Origin of the sequence: Candidatus Accumulibacter phosphatis (genome assembly GCF_000024165.1) — a bacterium.
In the GTDB taxonomy this organism is placed as follows: Bacteria; Pseudomonadota; Gammaproteobacteria; order Burkholderiales; family Rhodocyclaceae; genus Accumulibacter; species Accumulibacter phosphatis.
Map to the genome: position 1 here is coordinate 814,925 of NC_013194.1, position 22,747 is coordinate 837,671.

The following is a 22,747-nucleotide window of genomic DNA, read 5'->3' on the forward strand; positions in this document are numbered from 1 at the left end:
GCGGCGCAAACGCCGCGCGTCGCCCGTTTCGATGCCTGACTGATGGATCACCAGCCGCCACCGTTCTTCAAGCGTGGGCCGGCACCCGTGGCGCTGCTGTCGTTCTACGTAGCGCTGTCGGCTGCTCTGCTTGTCGTCGATGTGCGCCTCCAGACTCTCGAGGTGCTGCGCCAGGCGTTATCGATGTTTACCCATCCGGTGCAGCAGTTTGCGCATCTGCCGGCGCAAGTACTTGACAACGCTGGCGGTTATTTCGCCAGTCTGACGCGCTTGCAGGACGAAAATGCGCAGTTGAAGAGGAGTCGTCTCGACAACGTCGCTATCCTGTTGCGGACTCAGCAACTCGAAGTCGAAAACGAGCGTCTACGCAAGTTGCTTGGCGTCAAGCAGCGCCAGCAGGCCAGCGGCCAGGTCGCACAGATTCTCTACGCGGCGCGCGATCCGTATTCGCGGCGCATTGTCGTCGACAAGGGGCAGCAGGACAAGGTGGTCGCGGGGCAGCCCGTCATTGATGATGCAGGCATCGTCGGTCAGGTCACCCGGGTATACCCTTTCGTCGCCGAAGTGACCCTGATCACCGACAAGGAACAGGCGGTTCCCGTGCAGATTGTGCGCACCGGGCTGCGCTCGGTCGTTTTCGGTCTTGGCAACGGCCAGCTCGAACTGCGCTTCCTGCCCGCCAACGCCGACGTCCAGAATGGTGACGTGCTGGTCACCTCGGGCCTGGACGGCGTCTTCCTGCCCGGGTTTCCGGTGGCCCGGGTGGTGCACATCGAACGTGACACCTCATACTCCTTTGCCAGGATCTTCTGCATGCCGCTCGCCGGGGTCGAGAACTTCAGTGAAGTCATGGTCCTCGACCCGCGGCCGGCGATTTCCTTGCCCGAACAACTGGCGAGCGAGGCGGCGCGCCGCGAGGTCAAGCCGGGAGCAAAGGCCGGGCCGGGGAAGAAGAAGCGATTGAAAAAGGACTAGAGGCGATGCAAACCAGTTACTCATCATCGCGCATCCTGCTGCCGGTCCGGCCGTGGTTCATCGCCAGCACATTGCTGATCGCCCTGCTGTTCAATTTCCTGCCGACCGCCAACTGGCCCGGCGTACCCGACTGGGTGGCGCTGGCGCTGGTCTTCTGGTGCGTGCGGGAGCCGCGTCGGGTTGGCATGGGGCTGGCTTTCCTGTTCGGTCTGGCGATGGACGTTGCTGATGCCAGCCTGCTGGGCCAGCACGCGCTAGCCTACGTGCTGGTGGCTTACGGAGCATCGTCGCTGTCCCGACGCATCCTGTGGTTTCCCCTCGGGCAGCAGGCCCTGCAGGTGTTTCCGCTGCTGCTGTTGGTGCAACTGGTCCAGTTGGGTGTGCGCACCATCGTTGGTGCCGACTTTCCGGGACTTGCGTATTTCGTTGGGCCATGTCTGGCGGCGCTGCTCTGGCCATTGCTGACCTTCGTCCTGCTGCTGCCGCAGCACCAACCCGTCGATCGCGATGCCAACCGGCCGCTCTGAACCCGTGGTCGAGCCTTTGGCGGACGTCCGCGGGCGTCCGCACTGGACCGCGGCCACGAGGGGCTCGTCACCGACTCCGTGCCGTCGTTGAGGAGCCGGGGTTGCGTGCTCGTCAATCACCACTGACTGCCCCGGATCGCGAGCTTGATCGCTTCCGCTTTCGGGTGGCTTTCGCCGGTGTCGCCGTGCTCGTCGCCTTCGCCCTGCTGGTCGCCAGGTTCTTCCACCTGCAGATCGTTCAGCACGCCTACTACACGACGCGCGCCGAGGACAACCGGATCTCTCTGGTGCCGATCGTTCCCAATCGGGGTGTCATCGTCGATAGCAAGGGGGTGGTCCTGGCGCGCAATTATTCGGCTTTCACGCTCGAGATCACGCCATCGAAGGTCGACGACCTCGATGCCACGATCGACGGTCTGAGCCGGGTGATCGAGGTCCTGCCGAAAGACCGCAAGCGCTTCCGTCGACTGCTCGAGGAAAGCAAGACCTTCGAAAGCCTGCCGATTCGTTCGCGCCTGACCGAAGAGGAGGTCGCACGCTTTGCTGCCAATCGCTATCTTTTCCCGGGTGTCGAGGTCAAGGCGCGCCTGTTCCGCCAGTATCCGCTCGGCCCGATCGCCTCGCACGCCATCGGCTACATCAGCCGCATCAACAAGCGCGACATGGAGATAATCGAGGAGAGCGACCAGGCCGCCAACTACAAAGGCACCGACCATATCGGCAAGACCGGCATCGAGCAGAAGTACGAATTCCAGTTGCACGGTGAGACGGGCTATGAGCAGGTCGAGATCGACGCCGGCGGTCGGGCGATTCGCAACCTGTCGCGGACGGCGCCCGTACAGGGCAACAACCTGACGCTGACGCTCGATACCAAATTGCAGGAGATGGCCGAAAAGGCTTTCGGCGAGCGTCGCGGCGCCCTCGTGGCGATCGAGCCGTCGACCGGAGGCATCCTGGCGCTGGTGTCAACCCCGACTTTCGATCCGAATCTCTTCATCGACGGCATTCGCACCGATGACTGGGACTTGCTCAACAATTCACCCGACAAGCCCTTGCTCAACCGGGCGCTCAACGGTGCTTATCCGCCGGGTTCGACGTTCAAGCCGTTCATGGCCCTGGCAGCGCTCGAAACCGGCAAGCGGACGCCCGGACAGGCCATCTCCGACCCTGGTTTCTTCAATTTCGGCGGGCACCAGTTCCGCGATGACAAGAAGGGCGGTCACGGTTCGGTGGACATGTACAAGTCGATCGTTCATTCCTGCGATACCTATTACTACATGCTTGCCAACGACATGGGCATCGACAGCATCGCGCGTTTCATGCGCCACTTGGGCTTCGGTCAACGGACGGGAGTGGACATCGAAGGGGAGTCGGAAGGGGTACTGCCTTCGCCGGAGTGGAAGAAACGTCGTTTCAAGCGGCCTGAGCAACAGAAGTGGTTTGCCGGCGAAACGATCTCGATCGGCATCGGCCAGGGCTATAACGCCTACACGCCGATCCAGCTGGCGCAGGCGACCGCGGTCGTCGCCAATAACGGGATCATGTTCCGGCCGCACCTCGTGAAGTACATTACCGATAGTCGCACCGGCGAGAAAACGATGATCGAGCCGGAACCCCTGCGCATCCTGCCCTGGAAACGCCAGCATGTCGAAGTCATCAAGAAGGCGATGATCGGAGTCAACACGCAGGGAACCGGCGCGCGTGCCTTCGCTGGCGCCGCTTATGTGTCGGCCGGCAAGACCGGTACGGCGCAGGTGTTCAGCCTGAAAGGGGCCGACTACAAGGCATCGCGGGTGAAGAAGGATCTGCGTGACCATGCCCTGTTCATCGCCTTCGCGCCGGCAGATCAACCGAAGATCGCCTTGGCCGTTCTGGTGGAGAACGGTGGTTTCGGTGCCCAGTCGGCGGCGCCGATCGCGCGCATGGTTTTCGACTACTATCTGCTCGGCAAACTCCCCAAGGGGGCAGCCGCCGAAGACGATGTGGAGGATGACTGACCGATGTTCCAGCAGTTCTTGCAGCGGCTGCGGCTACGCCTCGTCGAGCACCTCGATGGGCCGCTATTGCTGATCATGCTCGCACTCATGACCGTCGGGTTATCGACCGTTTATAGCGCGACCTACGACGCCAACAACCGGGCGCTGGCGCAGGCGTTGAACATGGCGGTCGGGCTTTGCGCGATGTGGGCGGTGGCGCAGTTTCCGCCGCAGAAGCTGATGCGTTTCGCGGTGCCGCTCTATGTTGTTGGCGTGGTTCTGCTGGTTCTCGTTTTTCTTTTCGGCGTCAAGGTCAATGGTGCCAGGCGCTGGTTGTCGCTCGGTTTCATACGCATTCAGCCGTCCGAACTCCTGAAGCTAGGTGTGCCGTTGATGCTCGCCTGGTACTTCCACAAGCATGAGGCGGTGCTGAAACTCCGCCATTACCTCGTCGCCGGCCTGTTGCTGCTCGTGCCCTTTGCACTGATCGCCAAACAGCCTGACCTCGGTACCGCCATTCTCGTTGGTGCGGCGGGCTTTTACGTCCTCTTCTTTGCCGGTCTACCGTGGCAGGTGATCATCGGCCTTGCCGCTACCGGTGCCGGCGCAGCACCTTTCGTATGGACCATGCTGCATGACTACCAGCGCAAGCGAATCCTGACCCTGATCGACCCGACCAGCGATCCGCTGGGGTCCGGCTATCACATCATCCAGTCAACGATTGCCATCGGTTCGGGCGGCAGCTTCGGCAAAGGCTGGCTGGCTGGCACACAGACACACCTCGAGTTCATTCCGGAGCGCCACACGGATTTCATTTTCGCCGTTTTTTCCGAGGAGCGCGGTCTGCTCGGCAATTCCGTTCTCGTGCTGCTCTATCTGCTACTCATCGGTCGTGGGCTGATGATCACTGCCAATGCTTCGACGCTTTTCGCACGGGTGATGGCCGGATCGATCACGCTGAGCCTGTTTACCTATGCTTTCGTCAACATGGGCATGGTCAGCGGCATTCTGCCCGTGGTCGGCGTTCCCTTGCCGTTCATGAGCTACGGCGGCACAGCATTGGTGACCCTGTCGATCGGCATCGGAATTCTGATGAGCATCCAGACGCATCGCATGCTGGTGAGGCAATGAGGCAGCGGCAGACAGCTCTTGGGCGATGCGGGCCGCGCTGGACGGCATGGCTGTCGGCCCTCTTCCTGGTAGCCTGCGGAGGCCAGCCGGCGAAGTCGCCCGAACCAGCGGCACGGACGGCCGAGGGGCGGTCAGCGCCGGGCAAGATGGTCAGGAAACCGGCGGTGACGCAGAAGCGCGGTGGCGCCTACTACAAGGACGACGGTCCGGGCGACGAGATTCCGGATAACCTTGACGACATTCCCGATGCGCAGCCCCGACTCGAGCCGCTGCATCGCTTCGCCAACCGGCCGTACATCGTCCTTGGCAAGGCCTATGAGCCCCAGACCAGCCTGAGACCGCATCAGGAGCGCGGTGTGGCGAGTTGGTACGGCAAGAAGTTTCATGGGCAGAAGACGTCGATCGGCGAGCCCTACGACATGTTCTCGATGACCGCTGCCCACCCGACGCTGGCGATTCCCTCCTATGCGCGGGTGACCAACGTCAGCAACGGCAGGTCGGTCGTCGTGCGCGTGACCGATCGCGGTCCCTTCCACGCCGATCGCGTCATCGATCTTTCTTATGCAGCCGCTTATCGCCTGGGCTACGTGGACAACGGCAGCACGCTGGTGCAACTCGAAGCGATCGTCCCGGACGGCGCGACGACGATGACCTACGCACAGGTGATGCCCGCTCCGCGGCCTGCGAGAGCGCCTGGCGCGGCTGCAGAGCGCGACGAGATCGGCCTGCTGGCGGCGCAGTTGGGGCTCGACAGGGATGCTTCGCCATCACTGGCAAAGGACACGGTGCCACCGGCTGCTCCGGCAGCCGCACCGGCAACATCGTCTGGGGCCAACCTGCGTGGCGTGTTTCTGCAACTGGGAGCTTTTGCCAGCGCCGAGAATGCAGAAAGCCTGCGTTCTCATTTGATGCGCGAGCTCGACTGGCTCAACGAGGGCGTACAGATCAATGCCGGCGGCGGCATGCATCGCGTCCACCTGGGGCCCTACACGAGCCGCGTCGACGCCGAAAAGATTGCCGAGAGGATTCGCCTGGCGCTCGGTTACAAGCCCACCTTCGTGACGCGCTGATCACGCGTCGGCTGCAGCGGGGTCGAGCGGGCGAAAGATGCCCTGAACGATCCGCCGGCCTTGTGCCAGTTCGACGACCTGGCCGGTGACCTCGACCGGGATCAGTTTGCCGTCGCCATTGATGACCTCGCCGAGGAAGGCTTCGCTGCGCCCCGTGTTGACGAGCAGCTTGCACAGTTCGCGTACGTCGAGTGTGTCGCCGGTTGAATGGAGCTCGCTTTGCAGAACGCCGAGAAGCTGCTGAAGCTGGCGCCCGAACAACTTTTCCGCCTGCGGGTTGGCGTCGAGTACATGCCCGGTACTGGCGTCCGAGATCAGGATCGCATCACGCGCACCGGTGAACAAGGCCCGTCGCAGGTGGTTGGCATCACGCAATTCCTCTTCCATAAGCACCAGCTGCGATTGCAGCAGCGCCAGGCTGACGAGGCTGGCGATTGCATGCGCGAACAGCCGCTGCACAGACGGATCTTCCTCTAGCCAGTAGACGCAACTACGCTTTAAGTATGGGTTTTTGTTGAAGAAAAAGCCAGCGCCGCAAAAGCGGCGGCTGCCTACACGGCGCGCTTTTCGGCTTTGGCCTTGAGCGGGAAGGAAAGGCCGATGGCGTCGAGGATTTTGGCCTGTTGATCGTCCGGGCGTGGCAGATGCGTGTGACGCTGACCGTTGCGGTCGGTGCTGTAGAGATAGGTCAATCGTCCGAGGGCCACCAGGGCGTCGTCCGGAGTGATGGTGGCGGGGTCGTCTACGGTGCTGCCGAAGGTCCGGTGGAGAGCCGCTTCAAACCGCCGCGTGATCTTCAAGGCGAGCATCGCCACGAAGACATGTGCCTTGGTACGCTCAGCCTTGCGCAGGAAGATCGGGCGAATTTCCAGGAAGGTGGTTTTGACCGTGCGGAAGTTGCGCTCGACTTTTTGCAGATCGCGATAACGCGCATCGACCGCCTTCGCATCCATCAAGCCTTGTGGCACATCGGTTTCCAGGAGATAGCAGCCGTCGAGCAGGGCGTCCTGCGCTTTAGCCTCCTGGTCGATGGTGCAGACAATGACGCGTTCGTTCAGCGCGAGGGTGACAAACGCGGCGAGTTTGTGGCGTTTGGCCCAGCGCTGCAAAGCGGCCAGGCCGGTTGCCGCGCTGGCGCGCCTGGAGTTCTTGACGAAGGCGTTACGGTCGGCGATCTTCGCCTGCAACTGAGCCAACTTGTCCTCCCGCCGCCGCTCCTCGCGCACCCGGACGATCTCGTTACGGCGCACGATCAGCCGTTTGTCGTCGTGTTCGACTTCGCACAGAGGCACATCGAAGAGGTCCGTCTGCAGCACGCCCTCCTTGAGGAAGGTGCGTACCTGCGCGTCAGTCAAGGCGGTGATATAGCGGAAGCCCTGTGCCGACAGCGCGGCCTTCCCCTTGGCCTTGATCATTCCCCGGTCGCCCACCATCACCACCTCGGCAATCCCGAATTGCTCCTTCAGAATCGTGATCTGGCTGGCCACCGTCGTCGGGTCCGCGGTGTTGCCCTCGAAGACGCGCACGGCGAGGGGCTCGCCGTCCTCGGCGGTCAATAAACCGATGACGATTTGCTGCTTGCCTCGCTTGCCGTCGCGGTTGTAGCCGTATTGCCCCAGTTCGTTGCATTCTCCTTCGAAATAGCTGGAGGTGACGTCGTAGAGCACCAGGACCGGTGGTTGGCCCTGCTCCTTGACGTAGGCCCGGTACAGTTCCCGCTCGATACGCTCCTGCTGGCTCGCCAGCCAGTCCAGAGCGGCATAGAGGTCGTCCTCATCGAACTCCTCCAGCGCCAACACATCGGCCACCGTGTGCTGTTTCGCCCAGCGCACCGCCGACAACCGCGACCCGCCATGCGCGATGCGTGCGAGAATCAGAAACAGGTTGAGCCTGCTTTCCGCCGCACTGCCCAATACCCGCGTGATGCCCACCTGATCCGCCAACTGCTTGAGCGCAAACAGCACTCCAAAAATCTCGCCGCTGGTCATCTCTCCCGACCAGTCGTCGAATTCGCCCTTCACCAGACGTTCCATGGCGACGATTCGCTCCGGTGCCCAGTTCGTCAGGTTGGCAATGGTCCGCGTGCAGACTTTGCCGCCCTCACGATAGGACTCGCGGAGCAGGATGGCGGGCCTGGATTTTCGGTTGGGGATGCGGGCGATGTACATGCCGACAATAAAGCCTAATAGCGCATTGTTTGTCAAGCACTATTATTGCATATACATGCCTACATGTTTTGCCGATTTTCTGATTTATTGCAATTAATCAGAGACTTACCTTGAGGACTCCGGGAAGGTCCGACAGATGTCCAGGCCGAGTGCGGACCGACGCGCTCGATGCACAGCACGCCTTGCAGTTCGCCATTGACGTGGATCGGCGAGTTGATTACGGCGCTGATCCCGTTCATCAACAGGTAGTCGTCCGTGAACTCCTGCGTGGAGGGATGTTTCATCGCATCGTCAGCGACGATTGGCTCACCGCGCGTCAGTGCCCGGAAGTACTCGGGATAACGTGCCGCGCGCAGGGTCATGCCGCGGCTATGCCGGTCGCCGGAAAGCTCGTAGAGGTCGATGCATTCCAGCGTGGTGCGCCGGGCGCTCAGGCCCCACAGGCTGACACGTTCGATGTTGAGCATCCGTGCCGTAGTCGCGGTGAGTTGGCGCAAGGTCTCGTCCAGGCTGCAACTGGCGAATCCTTCCCTCGACAACTGGGCAAAAGCACCCTGGAGGTCAAGGCAACTGGAGAGAGGTCGAAACGGGGGCAACATCGGGAATCCTGCTGCGTCCAGCGCGAGGTGGGCGCGTAGGTCATAAACAGCATTAATCGTAAGTGCTGGTGCGCCCGGCGGGGTATGCAGTAAGTCACGCAAGGTCGGAATCTCGTGATCGCCGTTGTCACAAAACGCGTACAGGCGGCGTGGACGGCGCTTGCTATAATCCGCCCTTTGTTCAGAATCCAGTCATGCAAAAGTTTCGCTCCCTGCTTTTTCTCCTTCTCCTCAGCCTTTCTGTCGTCGCCTCGGCCCAGCAGCTCCCCACGCCGCCGGCACTGGCCGCCAAGTCGTGGCTGCTGATCGAGGCCGCTTCCGGGCAGGAACTGGCTGCGCAGGCGCCCGACCAACGCCTCGATCCGGCCTCCCTGACCAAGCTGATGACGGCCTATCTGAGTTTCGCCGCGCTAAAGCAGGGCACGCTCAAGGTCGATCAGCCCGTGCCGGTGTCGCAGAAGGCCTGGAAGACGGGCGGTTCGCGTATGTTCATCCAGGTCGGCACGCAGGTGAAGGTCGAGGATCTCCTCAAGGGAATGATCGTCCAGTCGGGGAACGACGCGTGTGTCGCGCTGGCCGAAGCAATCGCCGGCGACGAGGAAAATTTCGCGCAGATGATGAATCGCGAGGCCCAGCGACTGGGCATGAAGGGGTCGAGTTTCCGCAATTCGAGCGGTTTGCCCGACCCGCAGCACTACACCACGGCGCGCGACCTGGCAACCCTCGCCGGCGCGCTGATTCGCGACTTTCCGGACGAGTACGCCAAGTACTACTCGCTCAAGGAGTTTCGCTACAACAATATCACGCAGCCGAATCGTAACCGGCTCTTGTGGATAGACCCGACGGTCGATGGTCTGAAGACCGGGCATACCGAGGCCGCTGGCTATTGCCTCGTCTCTTCGGCAAAACGAGGCCCGCGTCGCCTGTTGTCTGTGGTCCTCGGTGCGCCATCGGATAGTGTGCGTGCCCAGGAATCACTCAAGCTTCTCAACTACGGCTTCCAGTTCTACGACGCGGTGCAGGTCTATGCGAAGAACGAGGAGGTTTCCACCCTGAAGGTCTGGAAGGGAACCGCAAGCTCGGTCAAGCTCGGTTTCGTCAACGATCTGGTGATTGCCGTGCCCAAGGGCTTCGGACCGAAAATCAGAACTGAACTCGTCTCCCAGCAGCCGCTGATCGCGCCGGTGGCGCAGGGGCAGGTGCTCGGGACCTTGAAGGTCAGCCTCGACGGTAAACCGTTCGCCGACTACCCGGTGCTGGCGCTCGACGCCGTGCCGAGCGCGGGTATCATCGGCCGGATGGTCGATACCGTTCGTCTGTGGTTCAACTGATCGGCGTCCGATGGCTGAAGAGGGCGCAAGCCTGTTGGAGTTTCCCTGCACATTTCCGCTCAAGATCATGGGCCTGGCCGACGATCGGTTGGTGCAGGCCGTACTTGCCGTCGTCGTGCGACATGCGCCCGGTTTCGACGGGGCGACCATGGAAATGCGATCATCATCGGGGGGCAAGTATGTCAGCCTGACGTGCACCATCACCGCCACGAGCAGGGGACAACTCGACGCGCTCTACCGGGAACTGACCAGCCATCCGCTAGTCAAGATAGTTCTGTGAGCGGTTCACCGCGCGCCGGACAGTCTGGCCCGGCGGCTGCCGGGGAGAGTCCGCCCGACGAGCAGTGGCTGCTCGGCCCTGGCCATGGAGCGCTGCGGGTTCGCCATCTCGGACGCACCGACTACCGGCAGACCTGGCAGGACATGGTCGATTTCACCGCCGCGCGAACGGGTGAGACCGCTGACGAACTGTGGTGCTGCGAGCATTTGCCGGTGTTTACCCTTGGCCAAGCCGGCAAGCCGGAGCACCTGCTGACGGATCTCGGTATCCCGCTGGTAAACACCGATCGCGGTGGTCAGATCACCTACCACGGTCCGGGTCAGGTGGTGATCTACCTCTTGCTGGATCTGGCGAGGAGAAGGCTGAAGGTGCGGGACCTCGTAGCGGCCATCGAGCAGGCGGTGATCGATCTGCTGGCGGAGCATGCTGTCGGCGCCGAGCGACATGGCGGCGCGCCGGGAGTCTATGTCGGCGCGGCCAAGGTGGCGGCGCTTGGCTTGCGGGTGCGCAGGAACTGCTGCTATCACGGCGTCAGTCTCAACGTCGACATGGACCTGTCGCCTTTTGCGCTGATCAATCCGTGTGGCTATCCGGGCTTGCGCGTGACGCAGACCCGCGATCTCGCCATTCCGCTGACGGCATCGGCAGCCGCGACGGCGCTGGCCAGGCATCTCGCAGAACAACTGGAGTGCAAGTAATGGGCAGTCAGAGTGAAGAGCATCCGGGGAACTCAGCCGCAAGGCCAGCACCTCGGGTCGCTGGCGTCAAGGAAAAGGGCGAGCTGAAAACGGCGCGCATTCCGATCAAGATCGTCCCGCAGGCGGCACAGCGCAAGCCCGACTGGATTCGCGTCAAGGCCGGCAACGAGGCCGGTCGTTTCGGTGAAATCAGGAAATTGCTGCGCGAGCAGAAGCTGCACACCGTTTGCGAGGAGGCCGCTTGCCCCAATATCGGTGAGTGTTTTGGCCGCGGCACCGCGACCTTCATGATCCTCGGCGACATCTGCACGCGTCGCTGCCCGTTCTGCGACGTCGGCCATGGCAAGCCGCTACCGCCCGATGTCGACGAGCCTGTCCACCTTGCCGACAGCGTCGCCCGTCTCAATCTGCGCTATGTGGTGATCACGAGCGTGGACCGCGACGACCTGCGTGACGGCGGCGCGCAGCACTTCGTGGACGTCATCAGGGCCGTACGTGCGAGATCGCCGGCGACGACAATCGAAACGCTGGTGCCCGATTTTCGGGGTCGCATGGATATCGCGGTCGAGGTGCTGGGGCAGTCTCTGCCGGACATTCTCAACCACAATCTCGAGACGGTGCCGCGGCTCTACCGGCAGGCGCGTCCGGGCGCCGACTACGCGCATTCACTGGCCTTCATGCAAGCGTTCAAGGCGCGTTATCCGCAGGTGCCGACCAAGTCGGGCCTGATGGTCGGACTCGGCGAAACCGACGATGAAATCCTGGCGGTCTTGCGCGACCTGCGTGCCAATGGCGTTGAAATGCTGACCATTGGTCAATACCTTGCGCCTTCGCCCCACCACCTGCCGGTTGCCCGTTACGTCCATCCCGACGTGTTCCGCAACTACGAGCAGCAGGCCATCGCGCTGGGGTTTACCGGTGCCGCGTGCGGGCCGATGGTGCGGTCGAGCTACTGGGCCGATGTGCAGGCGCATAGTGCGGGTGTTGCCTGACGGGTCGCGGCTGTGCTTCAGTTGTAGCGGATGAAGCGCGCCGGATAGCGGGCCGTGGCCCAGGCGAGAAAGAGGTACTTGACCGTCTTGCCGATCCCCACGGCGACCAGGATTCCCGGCGTCGACACATTGGCCAGCGCGCAAACGAGCAATGCCGGTGTCTGCGGCATCGGCGATCCGGCGATGATCAGGATGGCGAGCAGGCCCCAGCGTTGCAGCCATTCGCTGGCCAACTGCCAAGCTTCGTTGTGGACCAGTTGTGGGTAGTGCGCAATGACGAAGGCCGAGCCCAGGTACTGGAAGATCTCGACCAGCACGGCGGCGCCGCAGCCACTGGCAATTCCACTGAGCAGGGCGAGTGTTCGCCAGCGCCGCGGCGAGAGCAGTACCGCGGGGATGAGCACGGCGACGAACGGGAAACTGAAGGTGATCGTAGCGGTAAACGCGATCACCGTGACCACCAGCGAATAGTGGCGATGGGCGACGCTGCGCATCAGCAGTTCGCGTAGCCAGCCGGGAAGAACGTGAGTTTTCATGTCTGCGACAGTTCCGGGAAAGTCCGGCGGCAGGCCTCCGCGCGCTGCGTACAAGGGCTCGGGCGAGCTGCATGACTCCTGGAAAGCGCTTGTCCGTGCGATAGTGGGCAGGATATGCTTATGCTGGGTCAAGTCATTGATCAATCTCAATCGTCGCGGAGTATCTTCAACATGCTGCATTTTGCACGAATCATCGGCCTGCTCGGCACCCTGCTGATCAGCGCTCAGGTACTGGCGGTCGGTGTCGGCGACCTGTCGGGCAAAGAGGCCTCGGCCGGTCTCAAGGAAGCGCTCTCGCGGGGAGCAGACATGGCCGTCAGCCAGCTCGGCAAGCCCAACGGTTTCATGGGCGACGCGCGCGTGCGCATCCCGCTGCCAAAATCCCTGCGCGCGGCCGAGAAGATGATGCGCACACTGGGAATGAAGAAGCAGGCCGACGAGTTGATCGAGACGATGAACCGCGCCGCTGAACTGGCGGTGGTCGAGGCCAAGCCGATCCTCCTGGAGTCGGTGCAGAAGATGACCATTGACGATGCGCGAGGCATCCTCGCTGGCGGCGACGACGCGGCCACGCAGTACTTCCGACGAACCACCTCGACTGCTCTTGGCAAGAAGTTTCTGCCAATCGTCAAGCAGGCGACAGCCAAGGTGCAGCTTGCCGATCAATACAACGAATATGCCGGGCAGGCAGCCAAGCTTGGCCTGCTCGAGGAGAAGGACGCCAATCTCGACAGCTACGTGACGCAGAAGGCGCTCGACGGCCTGTTCGTGATGATTGCCGAGCAGGAAAAGTCGATCCGCCAGGATCCCGTCGGCACGGGCTCCAAGCTACTGCAAACCGTATTTGGGGCCGTTGGCAAGTAGCCGGCGAGGCAGCGCGTGTGCGCCGGTGCAATGCCGCCCATGGCTTCCTGCCGCGATGTGCCGGGAGGACGACGCTGCGCCACTCCTCGACGACGGGTCGTGGCTTCGGATTCGCCCTCGGTGTAGAACGTAAGAGCTCCATGCTTGCCGAAGACGCCATGGCACCCTGCCTTTCGCCCCGGTGGCCGCCCTGAGGAGCCACCGCCTGTGAAGCTTGTGTTTGCGCTGCTGGCGTCGCTGCTGTGTTCACTCGCTGTCGGCGATCCTGCCCCCTTGCTTGGTATGTCGCGCGGCCAGTCGGCGCCGCCGCCGATCATCGCTGGCCGTGCCAGCTTCTACAGTTCGGCCTTTCACGGACGCAAGACGGCCTCGGGCGAGGTCTATCGGCATGACACGATCTCCGCGGCCAGCAGTCGCTTTCCCCTCGGTATGACCGTGGCTGTCCGCCGCGTGCTGTCGGCTCGCTGTGTCGTGGTCAAGATCAATGACCGCATGGGCCATCGGAGTCGGCTGATCGATCTGTCGCGCGAGGCAGCGGTCCGTCTCGGCATGATTGAGGCGGGCGTTACCGATGTCGAAGTCGTACCCCTGCCGTCGTACCTCCTGGGCCATGAGCAAGCCTGCGCGCTTGCTTTTGCGCCGCCGGTCCACCTGCACGCCGACCCGTAGCCGGGTCACCGCGGCGGGTTCCGTGGTGACCAGAAGGGGGCCAACAACACGTTTCGGTGTGCCGACGCTCTTTGTCGATTCCTGGTCATTTCTGGTGGCGGGGGCAGGGCCATGACGGCTGGCACGTCTGCCAGGGTTGACCTCCTTTGCCGAACTCGGGAATACTCGTCACCTGCCTGTTCCTGGCTGCGGCTTGCGGGTTGCGGGAGCCGTCGTGAGTGAATGCCTCGCGGAGCATGGCGTACGGGTTTGTTCGATCCGTGGCTTGCACCGACCACGATCGGGGCGGTAGCGTGCGGCCGCCGCAAGGCGCGCCATAGTTCGTGACCAGGGGAGGAGATGATGGACGACAAGCTTGAGGTGGAAACGCCACGCAGCAAGAAGTCGGTCGCACTTTCCGGGGTGATGGCCGGCGACACGGCGATCTGTTCGGTGGGCCGTGCGGGCAACGATCTGCACTACCGCGGCTTCGATATCATTGCCCTGGCCGAGCATGCCACATTCGAAGAAGTGGCCTACCTGCTGCTTTACGGACGACTGCCCACGTTCACGCAGCTCAAGCAGTACCGCAAGAAACTCAAGACGCTGCGTGGCTTGCCGGTGATGCTCCGGCCGATGCTGGAGAACCTGCCGGCCTCGGCACACCCGATGGACGTCTTGCGCAGCGGTTGCTCGGCGCTCGGAACGATCCTGCCGGAAGCGCAGGATCACAACCCCGGGGCCGCGCGCGAGATCGCCGACCGACTCATCGCCAGCTTTGCCTCGATGCTGCTCTATTGGTATCACTGGTCGCACAATGGCCGGCGCATCGAAACCGAGACCGATGACGATTCGATTGCCGCACATTTTCTGCACCTCCTGTGCGGCAAGGCACCGACGGCTCTGCAGGCGAGGAGCCTCGACAAGTCGCTGGTCCTTTACGCCGAGCACGAATTCAACGCCTCGACCTTTGCCGCGCGGACCATCACCGGTACCGGTGCCGACCTCTACGCGGCGATCAGCGGCGCCATTGGCGCGCTCAGTGGCCGCCGGCATGGTGGCGCCAACGAGGTCGCTTTCGAGATTCAGAGCCGCTACAACGATGGGGCGCACGCCGAGAACGACATTCGCCGGCGGCTGGCGAACGGCGAGATCATCATCGGCTTCGGACATCCCCTTTACACCATCGCCGATCCGCGCAACAAGGTGATCCGCGCGGTTGCCGAACAACTGTGCACCGATGGCGACAACATGGTGCTGTTCGACATCGCCAGCCGTATCGAGTCGGTGATGTGGGAAGAAAAGCGCATCTTTCCCAACGTCGACTGGTTCTCGGCGGTTGTCTACCACATGCTGGCCGTGCCGACGCCGATGTTCACGCCCCTGTTCGTCATCGCCCGGACCAGCGGCTGGGTGGCGCATGTGATCGAGCAACGGATCGACGGAAAACTGATTCGCCCTTCGGCCAACTATGTCGGGCCCGAGGCGCAGGAGTTCGTCGCCATCGCGGAACGAAACTGAAACCCCATGACGACACGCATCCCAGCCACTCGCCCTGACCCGGACCGGATCCTGGTCGGCATTGCCGACTACGTCCTGGACTTCCGGATCCAGGCGCGAAGCTCCTTCGAGACCGCGCGTTACTGCCTGATCGATGCCCTCGGCTGCGGGCTGGAAGCGCTCAACTTTCCGGCGTGCACTCGGCTGATTGGACCGATCGTCGACGGAACGGTGGTGCCGCACGGTGCCCGAGTCCCGGGCACCGGCTTTCAACTCGACCCGGTTCAGGCGGCCTTCAACATTGGTACCCTGATTCGCTGGCTCGACTTCAACGACACCTGGCTGGCGGCCGAATGGGGTCATCCCTCGGACAATCTCGGCGGTATTCTCGCCACGGCCGACTGGCTGTCGCGGACCCGTGTGGCCAGCGGGCAAGTGCCGCTACAGATGCAGCAGGTGCTCGAAGCGATGATCAAGGCTTATGAGATTCAGGGCGTTCTGGCGCTCGAGAACAGCTTCAATCGCGTCGGGCTCGATCATGTCGTGCTCGTCAAGGTGGCGACCGCTGCCGTGTGCACCTGGCTGATGGGCGGCGAGCGCCAGCAGATCATCAACGCCGTCTCGCAGGCCTTTGTCGATGGTCAGCCCCTGCGCACCTATCGGCACGCGCCGAACACCGGTTCGCGCAAGTCGTGGGCCGGCGGTGATGCCACCGCGCGTGGCGTGCTCCTGGCGCTCTTTTCGATGCGCGGCGAGATGGGCTATCCGTCGGTATTGACGACCAGGACCTGGGGTTTCTATGACGTGCTGTTCCGCGGGCAGGAGTTCCGCCTGTCGCGACCCTACAGCAACTACGTGATGGAAAACGTGTTGTTCAAGATCAGTTTTCCGGCCGAGTTTCATGCCCAGACGGCAGTCGAGTGTGCGGTCAGGCTGCATCCACAGGTCTGCATACGGCTCGATGCAATCGACAGAGTGATGATTCGCACACACGAATCGGCCCTGCGGATCATCGACAAGAAGGGGCCGCTGCACAATCCGGCCGATCGCGACCATTGCCTGCAGTACATGGTCGCCTTTGCCCTGATCCATGGCAGATTGACCGCCGAAGCCTACGAGGACGACGCGGCGGCGGACCCGCGCCTGGACGCTCTGCGTGCCAAAATCGAGGTCGTCGAGGAAGCGCGCTTCTCGGTGGACTACCTGGATCCCGACAAGCGCTCGATCGCCAATGCGCTCCAGGTGTTCTTTGCCGACGGCAGCCGCACCGCGGAAGTGGTCGCCGAGTACCCGCTCGGGCACCGTCGCCGACGCCTGGAAGGCATTCCGGTGCTGGTCGAGAAGTTCAGGAGCCATCTGGCGCGCCGTTTCCCTCGCGAGCAGCAGGAGCGTATCGTCAAGGCGTCGCTCGACACGCAGGGCCTTGGAGCCCTGGCGGTGAATGACTATCTCGACCAGTACGTTCCGGGAGCTGCGGCAGTTCCGTCTTGACCCGCGGGCAGCCGGGCTCCGGCCTGCGCTGCCGCACATCCGAGCCTGGTAGGAGGGCAAATGAGAGGCAATCTGGGCGCCATCGCGCTGATCCTGGTCGGTGTGCTGGCACTGGCCATCAATCTTGGGGCAATCGAAATCGATATCGCACGTTTGCTGCGTACCTGGTGGCCGGTGTTGCTGATCGTCCTCGGTGTCGGGATGTTTCTGGCGCCGGGGACCGACAACCGGCGCAAGCCTGACTGAGGCGCTCTGTTCGCCGGCCGCGTCGCTTGACGTCTTGGGACGATTCCCGCTCAGGGCCGGCAGGCGTGTCGGTATAATCGCGAGTCGTGGAACATCCTGCTGCGCTACTACCCCGAGCCTCCGCCTTCGCCGCGGCGGTGTGGCGTCTGCGCGGCCGCAGCCGGCCACTGACGGGTCTCGAAAGTCTCGCCCGCTTTCCCGTCCAGGCCGAACTCGTCCGCACCTTGTCCGGCCCCGACGAGTTTCGCGAAACCCTGTTTGCGCGAATCGCCGGGGCCGCGAAGCGAGTCCTGATCGCGGCGCTCTACCTCCAGGACGACGATGCGGGCCGCGAAGTGCTGTCGGCCCTCTACGCCGCCAAGGCGGCGCGGCCCGGCCTGCAGATCGCGGTCTTCGTCGATTGGCATCGCGCTCAGCGCGGGCTGATCGGCAAGGGTGCGAGTGCCGGCAATGCCGCCCTGTATGCGGACATGGCGCAGCGCTTCGGTCCCGGCGTGCCGATCTATGGCGTGCCGGTGCAGACTCGCGAGTTGATGGGTGTCATGCACCTGAAGGGCTTCGTCATCGACGACGCCGTTCTCTACAGCGGCGCCAGCCTCAATGACGTCTACCTGCATCGCCACCAGCGCTATCGCCTGGATCGTTACCATCTTGTCGAGAATCGGCCGCTGGCCGACAGCCTGGCCGCGCTAATGAGTCAGGTTCTGCGGCCGAACCCGGCTGTCGGTTTCCTGGATTCGGCGGTGCGAGCCAAGACGGGCGCGCTGCGTGGTGCCATCGGCCGCTTGCGCCGAACGCTTGCCAGCAGCGCGTATGGCGTGACATCGGAGCCGATCGGCAACGGCGAGGTCGGGATCACCCCGCTACTCGGTTTCGGTGCCCGCAGGAATCAGCTCAACACGGTGATCCTGCAATTGATCCAGCGTGCCGAACGGCGACTGGTTCTCTACACGCCCTATTTCAACTTGCCGGGTCCGGTTCGCCTGGCGATCGAAGAGCGGCTCAAGCGACGATGCCACGTGACCATCGTGCTCGGCGACAAGACCGCCAACGACTTCTACATGCCTCCCGAGGAGCCGTTCACGGCGATTTGCGCCCTGCCGTATCTGTACGAAAGCAACTTGCGGCGCTTCTGCAAGGCGCACCAGAAGGCTATTGACCAGGGACTGCTCGACCTGCACCTGTGGCGCCACGACAATCACAGTTTTCATCTGAAGGGTCTGCTGGTGGACGACGACTACGCGCTGATCACCGGCAGCAACATCAATCCGCGGGCCTGGCGGCTGGACCTCGAGAACGGCCTGCTGATCCACGATCCGCAGAGCCGCCTCATCGAGCAACACTGGGTCGAACTCGAGCGGATTCTGGCGCACACCCGGCGGCTGGAACATCACCAGGCGCTCGAGGCCGCCGACACCTACCCGTTGCCGGTGCAGCGCCTTCTCAAGCGCCTGGCCCGTACGCGTGCCGACCGTCTGGTGAATCAGGTGCTCTGATGGCCAGGCCAGACAGCGTCTGCCGGAGAGCATGCAGGTCGCTCTTCTTGTCGTAGAAGGCATAAGCGCCGGCTTCCAGGCATCGCTTGCGGTAGACGTCCTCCGCGAAGTTCGTGAATACCAGCACCTTCACGCTCGGCTGCTCCGCGCTCACCGCGCGCAGAACCTCCAGCCCGCTGCCGTTCACAAGCTGAATATCGAGCAGGACGATGTCGGGTGGGTTGCTGCGAATGCGTGCGATGGCCGCGGCGGGAGTTTCGAACTCGCCCACCACCTCCGCCCCTTCGATCCGCGCGAGCATCTCGCGCAGCATCGCCCGGACAACGGCTGAATCATCGACGATCAGGATTGACATCACGGCCCGTTCCAAGAAAAAGCGTATGCCGGAGCAGCAGTTTTTCGACCTGCTCATGCACCATCAGCGCAACGTTGGGCAGGAGGCTGAGTGAGGTCAGGCCCGGGACGCTGGTAACCCCCCGGCGCAGAACAATCACGATCAGCGGACTGGTGCAGGTAGAGGATCGGCTGGCCAACAAGGCATGCACAAAAGCGCGAGATGCTGTTCCCCAACTGATGACTATCACATCCGGCGTGTGCCTCGCGGCACAGTCGTAGGCGTCTTCAATCGAACGGGCGGTTGCCACCAGATCAACTGCTTCGTTCGCCCGAAGCGCACCGCCAACATCGTCCAGGAACAGGTTGTCCGTGTCGACCAGGAGGAGACGCGTGCGGTCGTGGTGCAGGTGGGGCGATGCGCAGGGGGCCATGGTTATCTCCGCTGCCACTGATTCGCCAGAAGAAAGAGTTCCTCCGTGCGCGAATCCATGGGCAGCCCGCATCATCTCCCACACGCCGAGTATCCACTATCGGTGTCGCGTGTAATTTTCTCGTAGGGGATGGCCGACACGGCAGCTGTCGGCGAATCCCTACACGAACAGCGTGCCAAGGCGCTGGACGGAGGAGCAGCCGACGCGCATGCGGGGCCTGTCGCCGAACGAACCGAACAAGGACCGGCTTGCCGCTCTATCCCGGCGGCGCCGGTTCACGACAGCATGCCCTTATCGAGGGCATAACGGGTGAGTTCCGCGTTGCTGTGCAGCCCCGTCTTTTCGACAATTCGCGCACGATACGTGGTCACCGTCTTCGGACTGAGATGCAGCGCCTCGGCGATCTGGGTCAGGCTTTCCCCGGAGGCAAGCCGTCGCAGCACTTCGATTTCCCGGTCGGACAGCGCATCGGAAGCAGATTTCCTGCCTTGCCCCACTTCCACCGCCAATTGCTCCAAGAGCGCGGGGCTCACATGCCGACCACCACCGGCGACTTTGCGTATCGCTGCGAGTAGCGTTCCAGGGGGGCTGTTCTTGGTGAGGTAGCCGGACGCGCCGGCTTTCAGCGCGCGCACGGCGTAGACCTCCTCGGCGTACATGCTCAGCATCAGCACGGCAATCCTCGGCCGCTCCGCCTTGATCTGTTTCAGCAGGTCAAGACCGCCCTTGCCCGGCAGCCCGATATCGACCAGCGCGACATCGAACTCGTTCTGGCGGATCATGCTGATCGCCTGCTCGGCGTTCTCCGCCTCGCTTACGACCTCCATATCGTCCGTCTGAGCCAATAGCAGCCGCAAGCCGCCGCGGACCACGGCGTGATCATCCACCAGCAGGATCTGAAGCTTGCGTTCGTTCATTGCGCCTCAAAGCGGCATGTGCAGAACAAGGATGGTGCCTTTCCTAACGCCGCGCGACAGCGCGATACTGCCGCCAAACCGGGCGGCACGTTCCTGCATTCCGAGCAGACCCCAGGATTTGGCCTTGATCAGGGCATCATCGCCAATCCCCACACCGTCATCTTCGACGGCAATCGTGACGGCGCCGGCCGCATGGCGAACACAAATCTCGGCGCGCGACGCCTGGGCATGGCGGACGAAGTTGTTCAGCGCTTCCTGGACGATGCGAAACATTGCTGTGGCACGGTCGGGGTCGACATCGATAGCCGCGACCTCCGTGGCGATCGAGACCTTGCATTGCAGGCCAGTCCGCTCCTCAATCTGCCCAGCATACCACTCGATGGCCGTCCATACGCCGAGGTGGTCGAGGACACTCGGTCGCAGATCGTTGATGATGCGGCGCATCGCATCCACGGCTGAATCCACCAACTGCAACGCCTGGGGAAGTTGGGCGTCGCCGGGCGGCGTTGCCTGTTGCGCACGCTCGATCGCCAGAGCGATTGCCCATCGGACGCCCGTCAGCGTGCTGCCGAGGTCATCGTGAAGTTCGCGCGCGATGCGCACCCGTTCATCCTCCCGAACTCGCTCCAGATACTGCGAAAGCTGTCGCAACTCTTCATTGGACGCCACCAGCAAATCCTGGCTATGTTTGAGCCTGGTCATATCAACCACGTTGACGAGAACGCCGTCGATGTCGCCATTGACGTTCCGATGTGGCGCGTAGGAGGACAAGGTCCAGAAGAGGCGTGGATCGTCGCGATGATCCAGTGCGGCCTCTGGCCTCAGCAGTTCCGTCGTGCCGCGCAGGCGCGGCACGAACTCGTCGGCGACGACCATTTCCCCCGCCAGCGCGCGCGCGAGCAGCGCTTCGATGCCGTGCTGTCGCGCGTCGGGGAACAAGTCATGAAGCTGCCTGCCGATCGCCGCCTCGCGTGGCAGCCCGATGGCACGTTCCAGGAAGCGGTTCCAGACAACTACCCTGAGCGCCCGATCATAGACCACGAATCCCTGATCGACATTGTCCAGGATCTCCTGGGCGAAACCCTCGGCCTGCAGGCGCGCGGTAATGTCCTGGACCGTGGCAACGAAGAAGTCCACGCTGCCGTCTTGATGCCGAACCGCTTTCACGTCTGCTGTCACGTTGACGAGCCTGCCATCCTGGCGCACGAAGCGCTTGTTCGTCTGAAAGCCATCCCTGGCGCCGCTCAAGACGCCTGCGAACAGGATCGATTCGGCGGCGCGGTCATCAGCATGCGTGAGCTCGGTCCAGGTCAGGTCGGCCAGTTCCTCGCGCGGGTAGCCGAGAATTTCGCACAGGCAGTCGTTGAAGCGCAGCCAGCGCATGTTGTCCGCTGACAGGATCGTCATGCCGACGAAGGGAAGATCGAAGAAGAACCTGAGCAGGCGATCCTTTTCAAGACCCTGGGCAGCCAACTCCAGTTGGTGTGTTCGCAGTTGCTGGCGCCACAGCAGGACGATGAGAACGGCGACGACCAGCACCGCCGAGGTGGCGACCAAGCTGACCCAGAAGACCAGATTGCGCAGCGGAGACAGTACTTCGTCGCGGTCGACTTTCGCCACCAGATGCCATGGCGTACCTGCCACCGGGCGGGTGGCGGCCAGTACGCCGACACCGCGGTAGTCCTTTCCCGTCATGACCTGCGCCGTGCCGGCCAGTACAGCGCGGGCGGCCGGCAGTTCGGGATCGGTCAGGGCTTGACTGAATAGCAGCGCCGTTCCCTTGCGATGGCGCAACTCGTTCAAATACAGGACGGCATCTCCCTCCTGGCGCACCAGCAGCGTCTCCGCGCTCGGGCTCGGCGTTGGCCAGCTCTGAATCAACGGGAACACGACACGTTCTACCGGAGTGTCGAGGATAACGGCGCCCACCACTTGCTGCCTGCCGTCCATTTTCTTGGTCAGCGGCGCAACCCAGTCGAGGTGGGCGCGGCCCGACTGACTCCGATAGAGATCTGTCGTCGCTACCTGGCTGGTCTGGAAGGCGGTGTGCAGCGCTTTCCGGACAGGTGCTTCGCCAGTTGTTTCGTCCAAGCCGAGGGCTAGGATCTGCCGGGCGTTACCGTCAACCACCACGAAGCCGTCGTAGGCATAGGCCCGCCTGAGCGTCTCGAGCCGGTCCAGGATGCGCTTGCGCGCACCGGGGTCCACCTCGCGCGTTGCCCGGACGGCGTCTTCGACGAGACCGGGGCTGGCGCTGAGGACCAGCGCATCACCACGTCGCTCGGCCAGCCACGCTTCGATCTGGCCCGCCTTCAGGTCGGCGATGGCGCCCAGATCGGCAAAGGCCTGCTGCTCGAGACGCGGGGTTTCCAGGTAAAAGATACCCACGCCGACCAGAGGCACGCTTGACAGCAAGCCCAGGATGACCGCAGCCACGCCACCTAGGCGTGACCTGCGCAGTCTGCTGGCGCTAAGGGACAGGAAATCCGACGGCACCGGCACGAGGATACGCAGCCGATCAAATGTCGTCAATCG

The 22,747-nt window shown here is 63.0% G+C and carries 23 protein-coding genes; 15 read left to right on the top strand and 8 right to left on the bottom strand.

Annotation, left to right across the window (positions count from 1 at the left end):
• Positions 1 to 42: 42 nt before the first annotated feature.
• The 5 genes from mreC to CAP2UW1_RS03480 all read left to right on the top strand — a co-directional run bounded on the left by mreC (position 43) and on the right by CAP2UW1_RS03480 (position 5,679).
• On the top strand, positions 43 to 975 hold the full coding sequence (gene mreC / locus CAP2UW1_RS03460) for a rod shape-determining protein MreC (protein ID WP_015765287.1): 933 nt from the start codon (positions 43 to 45) through the stop codon (positions 973 to 975).
• Positions 976 to 980: 5 nt separating this feature from the next.
• Positions 981 to 1,502 carry a rod shape-determining protein MreD gene (gene mreD, locus CAP2UW1_RS03465; protein ID WP_015765288.1) on the top strand — a complete coding sequence of 174 codons (522 nt, stop codon included), beginning with the start codon at positions 981 to 983 and terminating at the stop codon, positions 1,500 to 1,502.
• A gap of 101 nt (positions 1,503 to 1,603) precedes the next feature.
• The gene (gene mrdA, locus CAP2UW1_RS03470; protein WP_015765289.1) at positions 1,604 to 3,499 is read left to right on the top strand and encodes a penicillin-binding protein 2; all 1,896 of its coding nucleotides are present in this window, start codon (positions 1,604 to 1,606) and stop codon (positions 3,497 to 3,499) included.
• A 3-nt stretch (positions 3,500 to 3,502) separates the two neighbouring features.
• Positions 3,503 to 4,609 carry a rod shape-determining protein RodA gene (rodA, locus tag CAP2UW1_RS03475; RefSeq protein ID WP_015765290.1) on the top strand — a complete coding sequence of 369 codons (1,107 nt, stop codon included), beginning with the start codon at positions 3,503 to 3,505 and terminating at the stop codon, positions 4,607 to 4,609.
• A 164-nt stretch (positions 4,610 to 4,773) separates the two neighbouring features.
• Positions 4,774 to 5,679, top strand: coding sequence for a septal ring lytic transglycosylase RlpA family protein (locus CAP2UW1_RS03480; RefSeq protein ID WP_412566853.1), 906 nt, complete (start codon positions 4,774 to 4,776; stop codon positions 5,677 to 5,679).
• On the opposite strand, the gene CAP2UW1_RS03485 is transcribed toward CAP2UW1_RS03480, so the two are convergent.
• The 3 genes from CAP2UW1_RS03485 to CAP2UW1_RS03495 all read right to left on the bottom strand — a co-directional run bounded on the left by CAP2UW1_RS03485 (position 5,680) and on the right by CAP2UW1_RS03495 (position 8,548).
• A complete protein-coding gene (locus CAP2UW1_RS03485; RefSeq protein ID WP_015765292.1) occupies positions 5,680 to 6,138 on the bottom strand; it encodes a PAS domain S-box protein in 459 nt (152 codons plus the stop codon).
• A 92-nt stretch (positions 6,139 to 6,230) separates the two neighbouring features.
• Positions 6,231 to 7,847: an IS1634 family transposase gene (locus CAP2UW1_RS03490; RefSeq protein WP_012806955.1), complete on the bottom strand. Its 1,617-nt coding sequence runs from the start codon at positions 7,845 to 7,847 to the stop codon at positions 6,231 to 6,233.
• Between the two features lie 59 nt (positions 7,848 to 7,906).
• On the bottom strand, positions 7,907 to 8,548 hold the full coding sequence (locus CAP2UW1_RS03495) for a GAF domain-containing protein (RefSeq protein WP_199931565.1): 642 nt from the start codon (positions 8,546 to 8,548) through the stop codon (positions 7,907 to 7,909).
• Between the two features lie 92 nt (positions 8,549 to 8,640).
• Between CAP2UW1_RS03495 and CAP2UW1_RS03500 the strand changes: the two genes are divergently transcribed.
• Genes CAP2UW1_RS03500 through lipA form a run of 4 tightly spaced genes read left to right on the top strand, consistent with a single transcriptional unit; the run spans position 8,641 to position 11,747 of the window.
• Positions 8,641 to 9,777, top strand: a complete 1,137-nt coding sequence (locus CAP2UW1_RS03500) for a D-alanyl-D-alanine carboxypeptidase family protein (protein ID WP_015765295.1) — start codon at positions 8,641 to 8,643, stop codon at positions 9,775 to 9,777.
• 10 nt (positions 9,778 to 9,787) lie between these two features.
• Positions 9,788 to 10,057, top strand: a complete 270-nt coding sequence (locus tag CAP2UW1_RS03505) for an HP0495 family protein (RefSeq protein WP_015765296.1) — start codon at positions 9,788 to 9,790, stop codon at positions 10,055 to 10,057.
• Complete coding sequence (gene lipB, locus CAP2UW1_RS03510; protein ID WP_015765297.1) at positions 10,054 to 10,755, top strand: lipoyl(octanoyl) transferase LipB; 702 nt, start codon at positions 10,054 to 10,056, stop codon at positions 10,753 to 10,755. Before CAP2UW1_RS03505 ends, lipB begins: the two co-directional genes overlap by 4 nt.
• On the top strand, positions 10,755 to 11,747 hold the full coding sequence (gene lipA / locus CAP2UW1_RS03515; RefSeq protein WP_015765298.1) for a lipoyl synthase: 993 nt from the start codon (positions 10,755 to 10,757) through the stop codon (positions 11,745 to 11,747). The genes lipB and lipA overlap by 1 nt, the downstream gene beginning before the upstream one ends.
• 17 nt (positions 11,748 to 11,764) lie before the next feature.
• Here the strand turns inward: lipA and CAP2UW1_RS03520 are convergent, their stop codons facing one another.
• Entirely contained in the window at positions 11,765 to 12,283 is a 519-nt protein-coding gene (locus CAP2UW1_RS03520) for a YqaA family protein (protein ID WP_015765299.1), read from the bottom strand.
• A 171-nt stretch (positions 12,284 to 12,454) separates the two neighbouring features.
• Between CAP2UW1_RS03520 and CAP2UW1_RS03525 the strand changes: the two genes are divergently transcribed.
• From CAP2UW1_RS03525 to pssA, 6 genes are all read left to right on the top strand, one after another.
• Positions 12,455 to 13,147 (top strand): DUF4197 domain-containing protein, encoded by a 693-nt coding sequence (locus CAP2UW1_RS03525; RefSeq protein WP_015765300.1) that lies wholly within the window; start codon positions 12,455 to 12,457, stop codon positions 13,145 to 13,147.
• A 207-nt stretch (positions 13,148 to 13,354) separates the two neighbouring features.
• Positions 13,355 to 13,816: a septal ring lytic transglycosylase RlpA family protein gene (locus tag CAP2UW1_RS24325; RefSeq protein ID WP_015765301.1), complete on the top strand. Its 462-nt coding sequence runs from the start codon at positions 13,355 to 13,357 to the stop codon at positions 13,814 to 13,816.
• A 342-nt stretch (positions 13,817 to 14,158) separates the two neighbouring features.
• Positions 14,159 to 15,316: a bifunctional 2-methylcitrate synthase/citrate synthase gene (gene prpC / locus CAP2UW1_RS03535; RefSeq protein WP_015765302.1), complete on the top strand. Its 1,158-nt coding sequence runs from the start codon at positions 14,159 to 14,161 to the stop codon at positions 15,314 to 15,316.
• Positions 15,317 to 15,322: 6 nt separating this feature from the next.
• Entirely contained in the window at positions 15,323 to 16,786 is a 1,464-nt protein-coding gene (locus CAP2UW1_RS03540; RefSeq protein ID WP_015765303.1) for a bifunctional 2-methylcitrate dehydratase/aconitate hydratase, read from the top strand.
• A 60-nt stretch (positions 16,787 to 16,846) separates the two neighbouring features.
• Positions 16,847 to 17,032 (top strand): LiaI-LiaF-like domain-containing protein, encoded by a 186-nt coding sequence (locus CAP2UW1_RS03545; protein WP_015765304.1) that lies wholly within the window; start codon positions 16,847 to 16,849, stop codon positions 17,030 to 17,032.
• 137 nt (positions 17,033 to 17,169) lie between these two features.
• A complete protein-coding gene (gene pssA, locus CAP2UW1_RS03550; RefSeq protein ID WP_015765305.1) occupies positions 17,170 to 18,528 on the top strand; it encodes a CDP-diacylglycerol--serine O-phosphatidyltransferase in 1,359 nt (452 codons plus the stop codon).
• Here pssA and CAP2UW1_RS03555 read toward each other — a convergent pair.
• From CAP2UW1_RS03555 to CAP2UW1_RS23515, 4 genes are all read right to left on the bottom strand, one after another.
• Positions 18,476 to 18,883: a response regulator gene (locus CAP2UW1_RS03555; RefSeq protein ID WP_015765306.1), complete on the bottom strand. Its 408-nt coding sequence runs from the start codon at positions 18,881 to 18,883 to the stop codon at positions 18,476 to 18,478. The genes pssA and CAP2UW1_RS03555 overlap by 53 nt on opposite strands.
• Positions 18,861 to 19,295, bottom strand: coding sequence for a response regulator (locus tag CAP2UW1_RS25295; RefSeq protein WP_015765307.1), 435 nt, complete (start codon positions 19,293 to 19,295; stop codon positions 18,861 to 18,863). The genes CAP2UW1_RS03555 and CAP2UW1_RS25295 overlap by 23 nt, the downstream gene beginning before the upstream one ends.
• Positions 19,296 to 19,570: 275 nt before the next feature.
• Positions 19,571 to 20,212 (bottom strand): response regulator, encoded by a 642-nt coding sequence (locus CAP2UW1_RS03565; RefSeq protein ID WP_015765308.1) that lies wholly within the window; start codon positions 20,210 to 20,212, stop codon positions 19,571 to 19,573.
• 6 nt (positions 20,213 to 20,218) lie between these two features.
• Positions 20,219 to 22,648 carry a sensor histidine kinase gene (locus tag CAP2UW1_RS23515; RefSeq protein ID WP_049778512.1) on the bottom strand — a complete coding sequence of 810 codons (2,430 nt, stop codon included), beginning with the start codon at positions 22,646 to 22,648 and terminating at the stop codon, positions 20,219 to 20,221.
• Positions 22,649 to 22,747 lie beyond the last annotated feature (99 nt).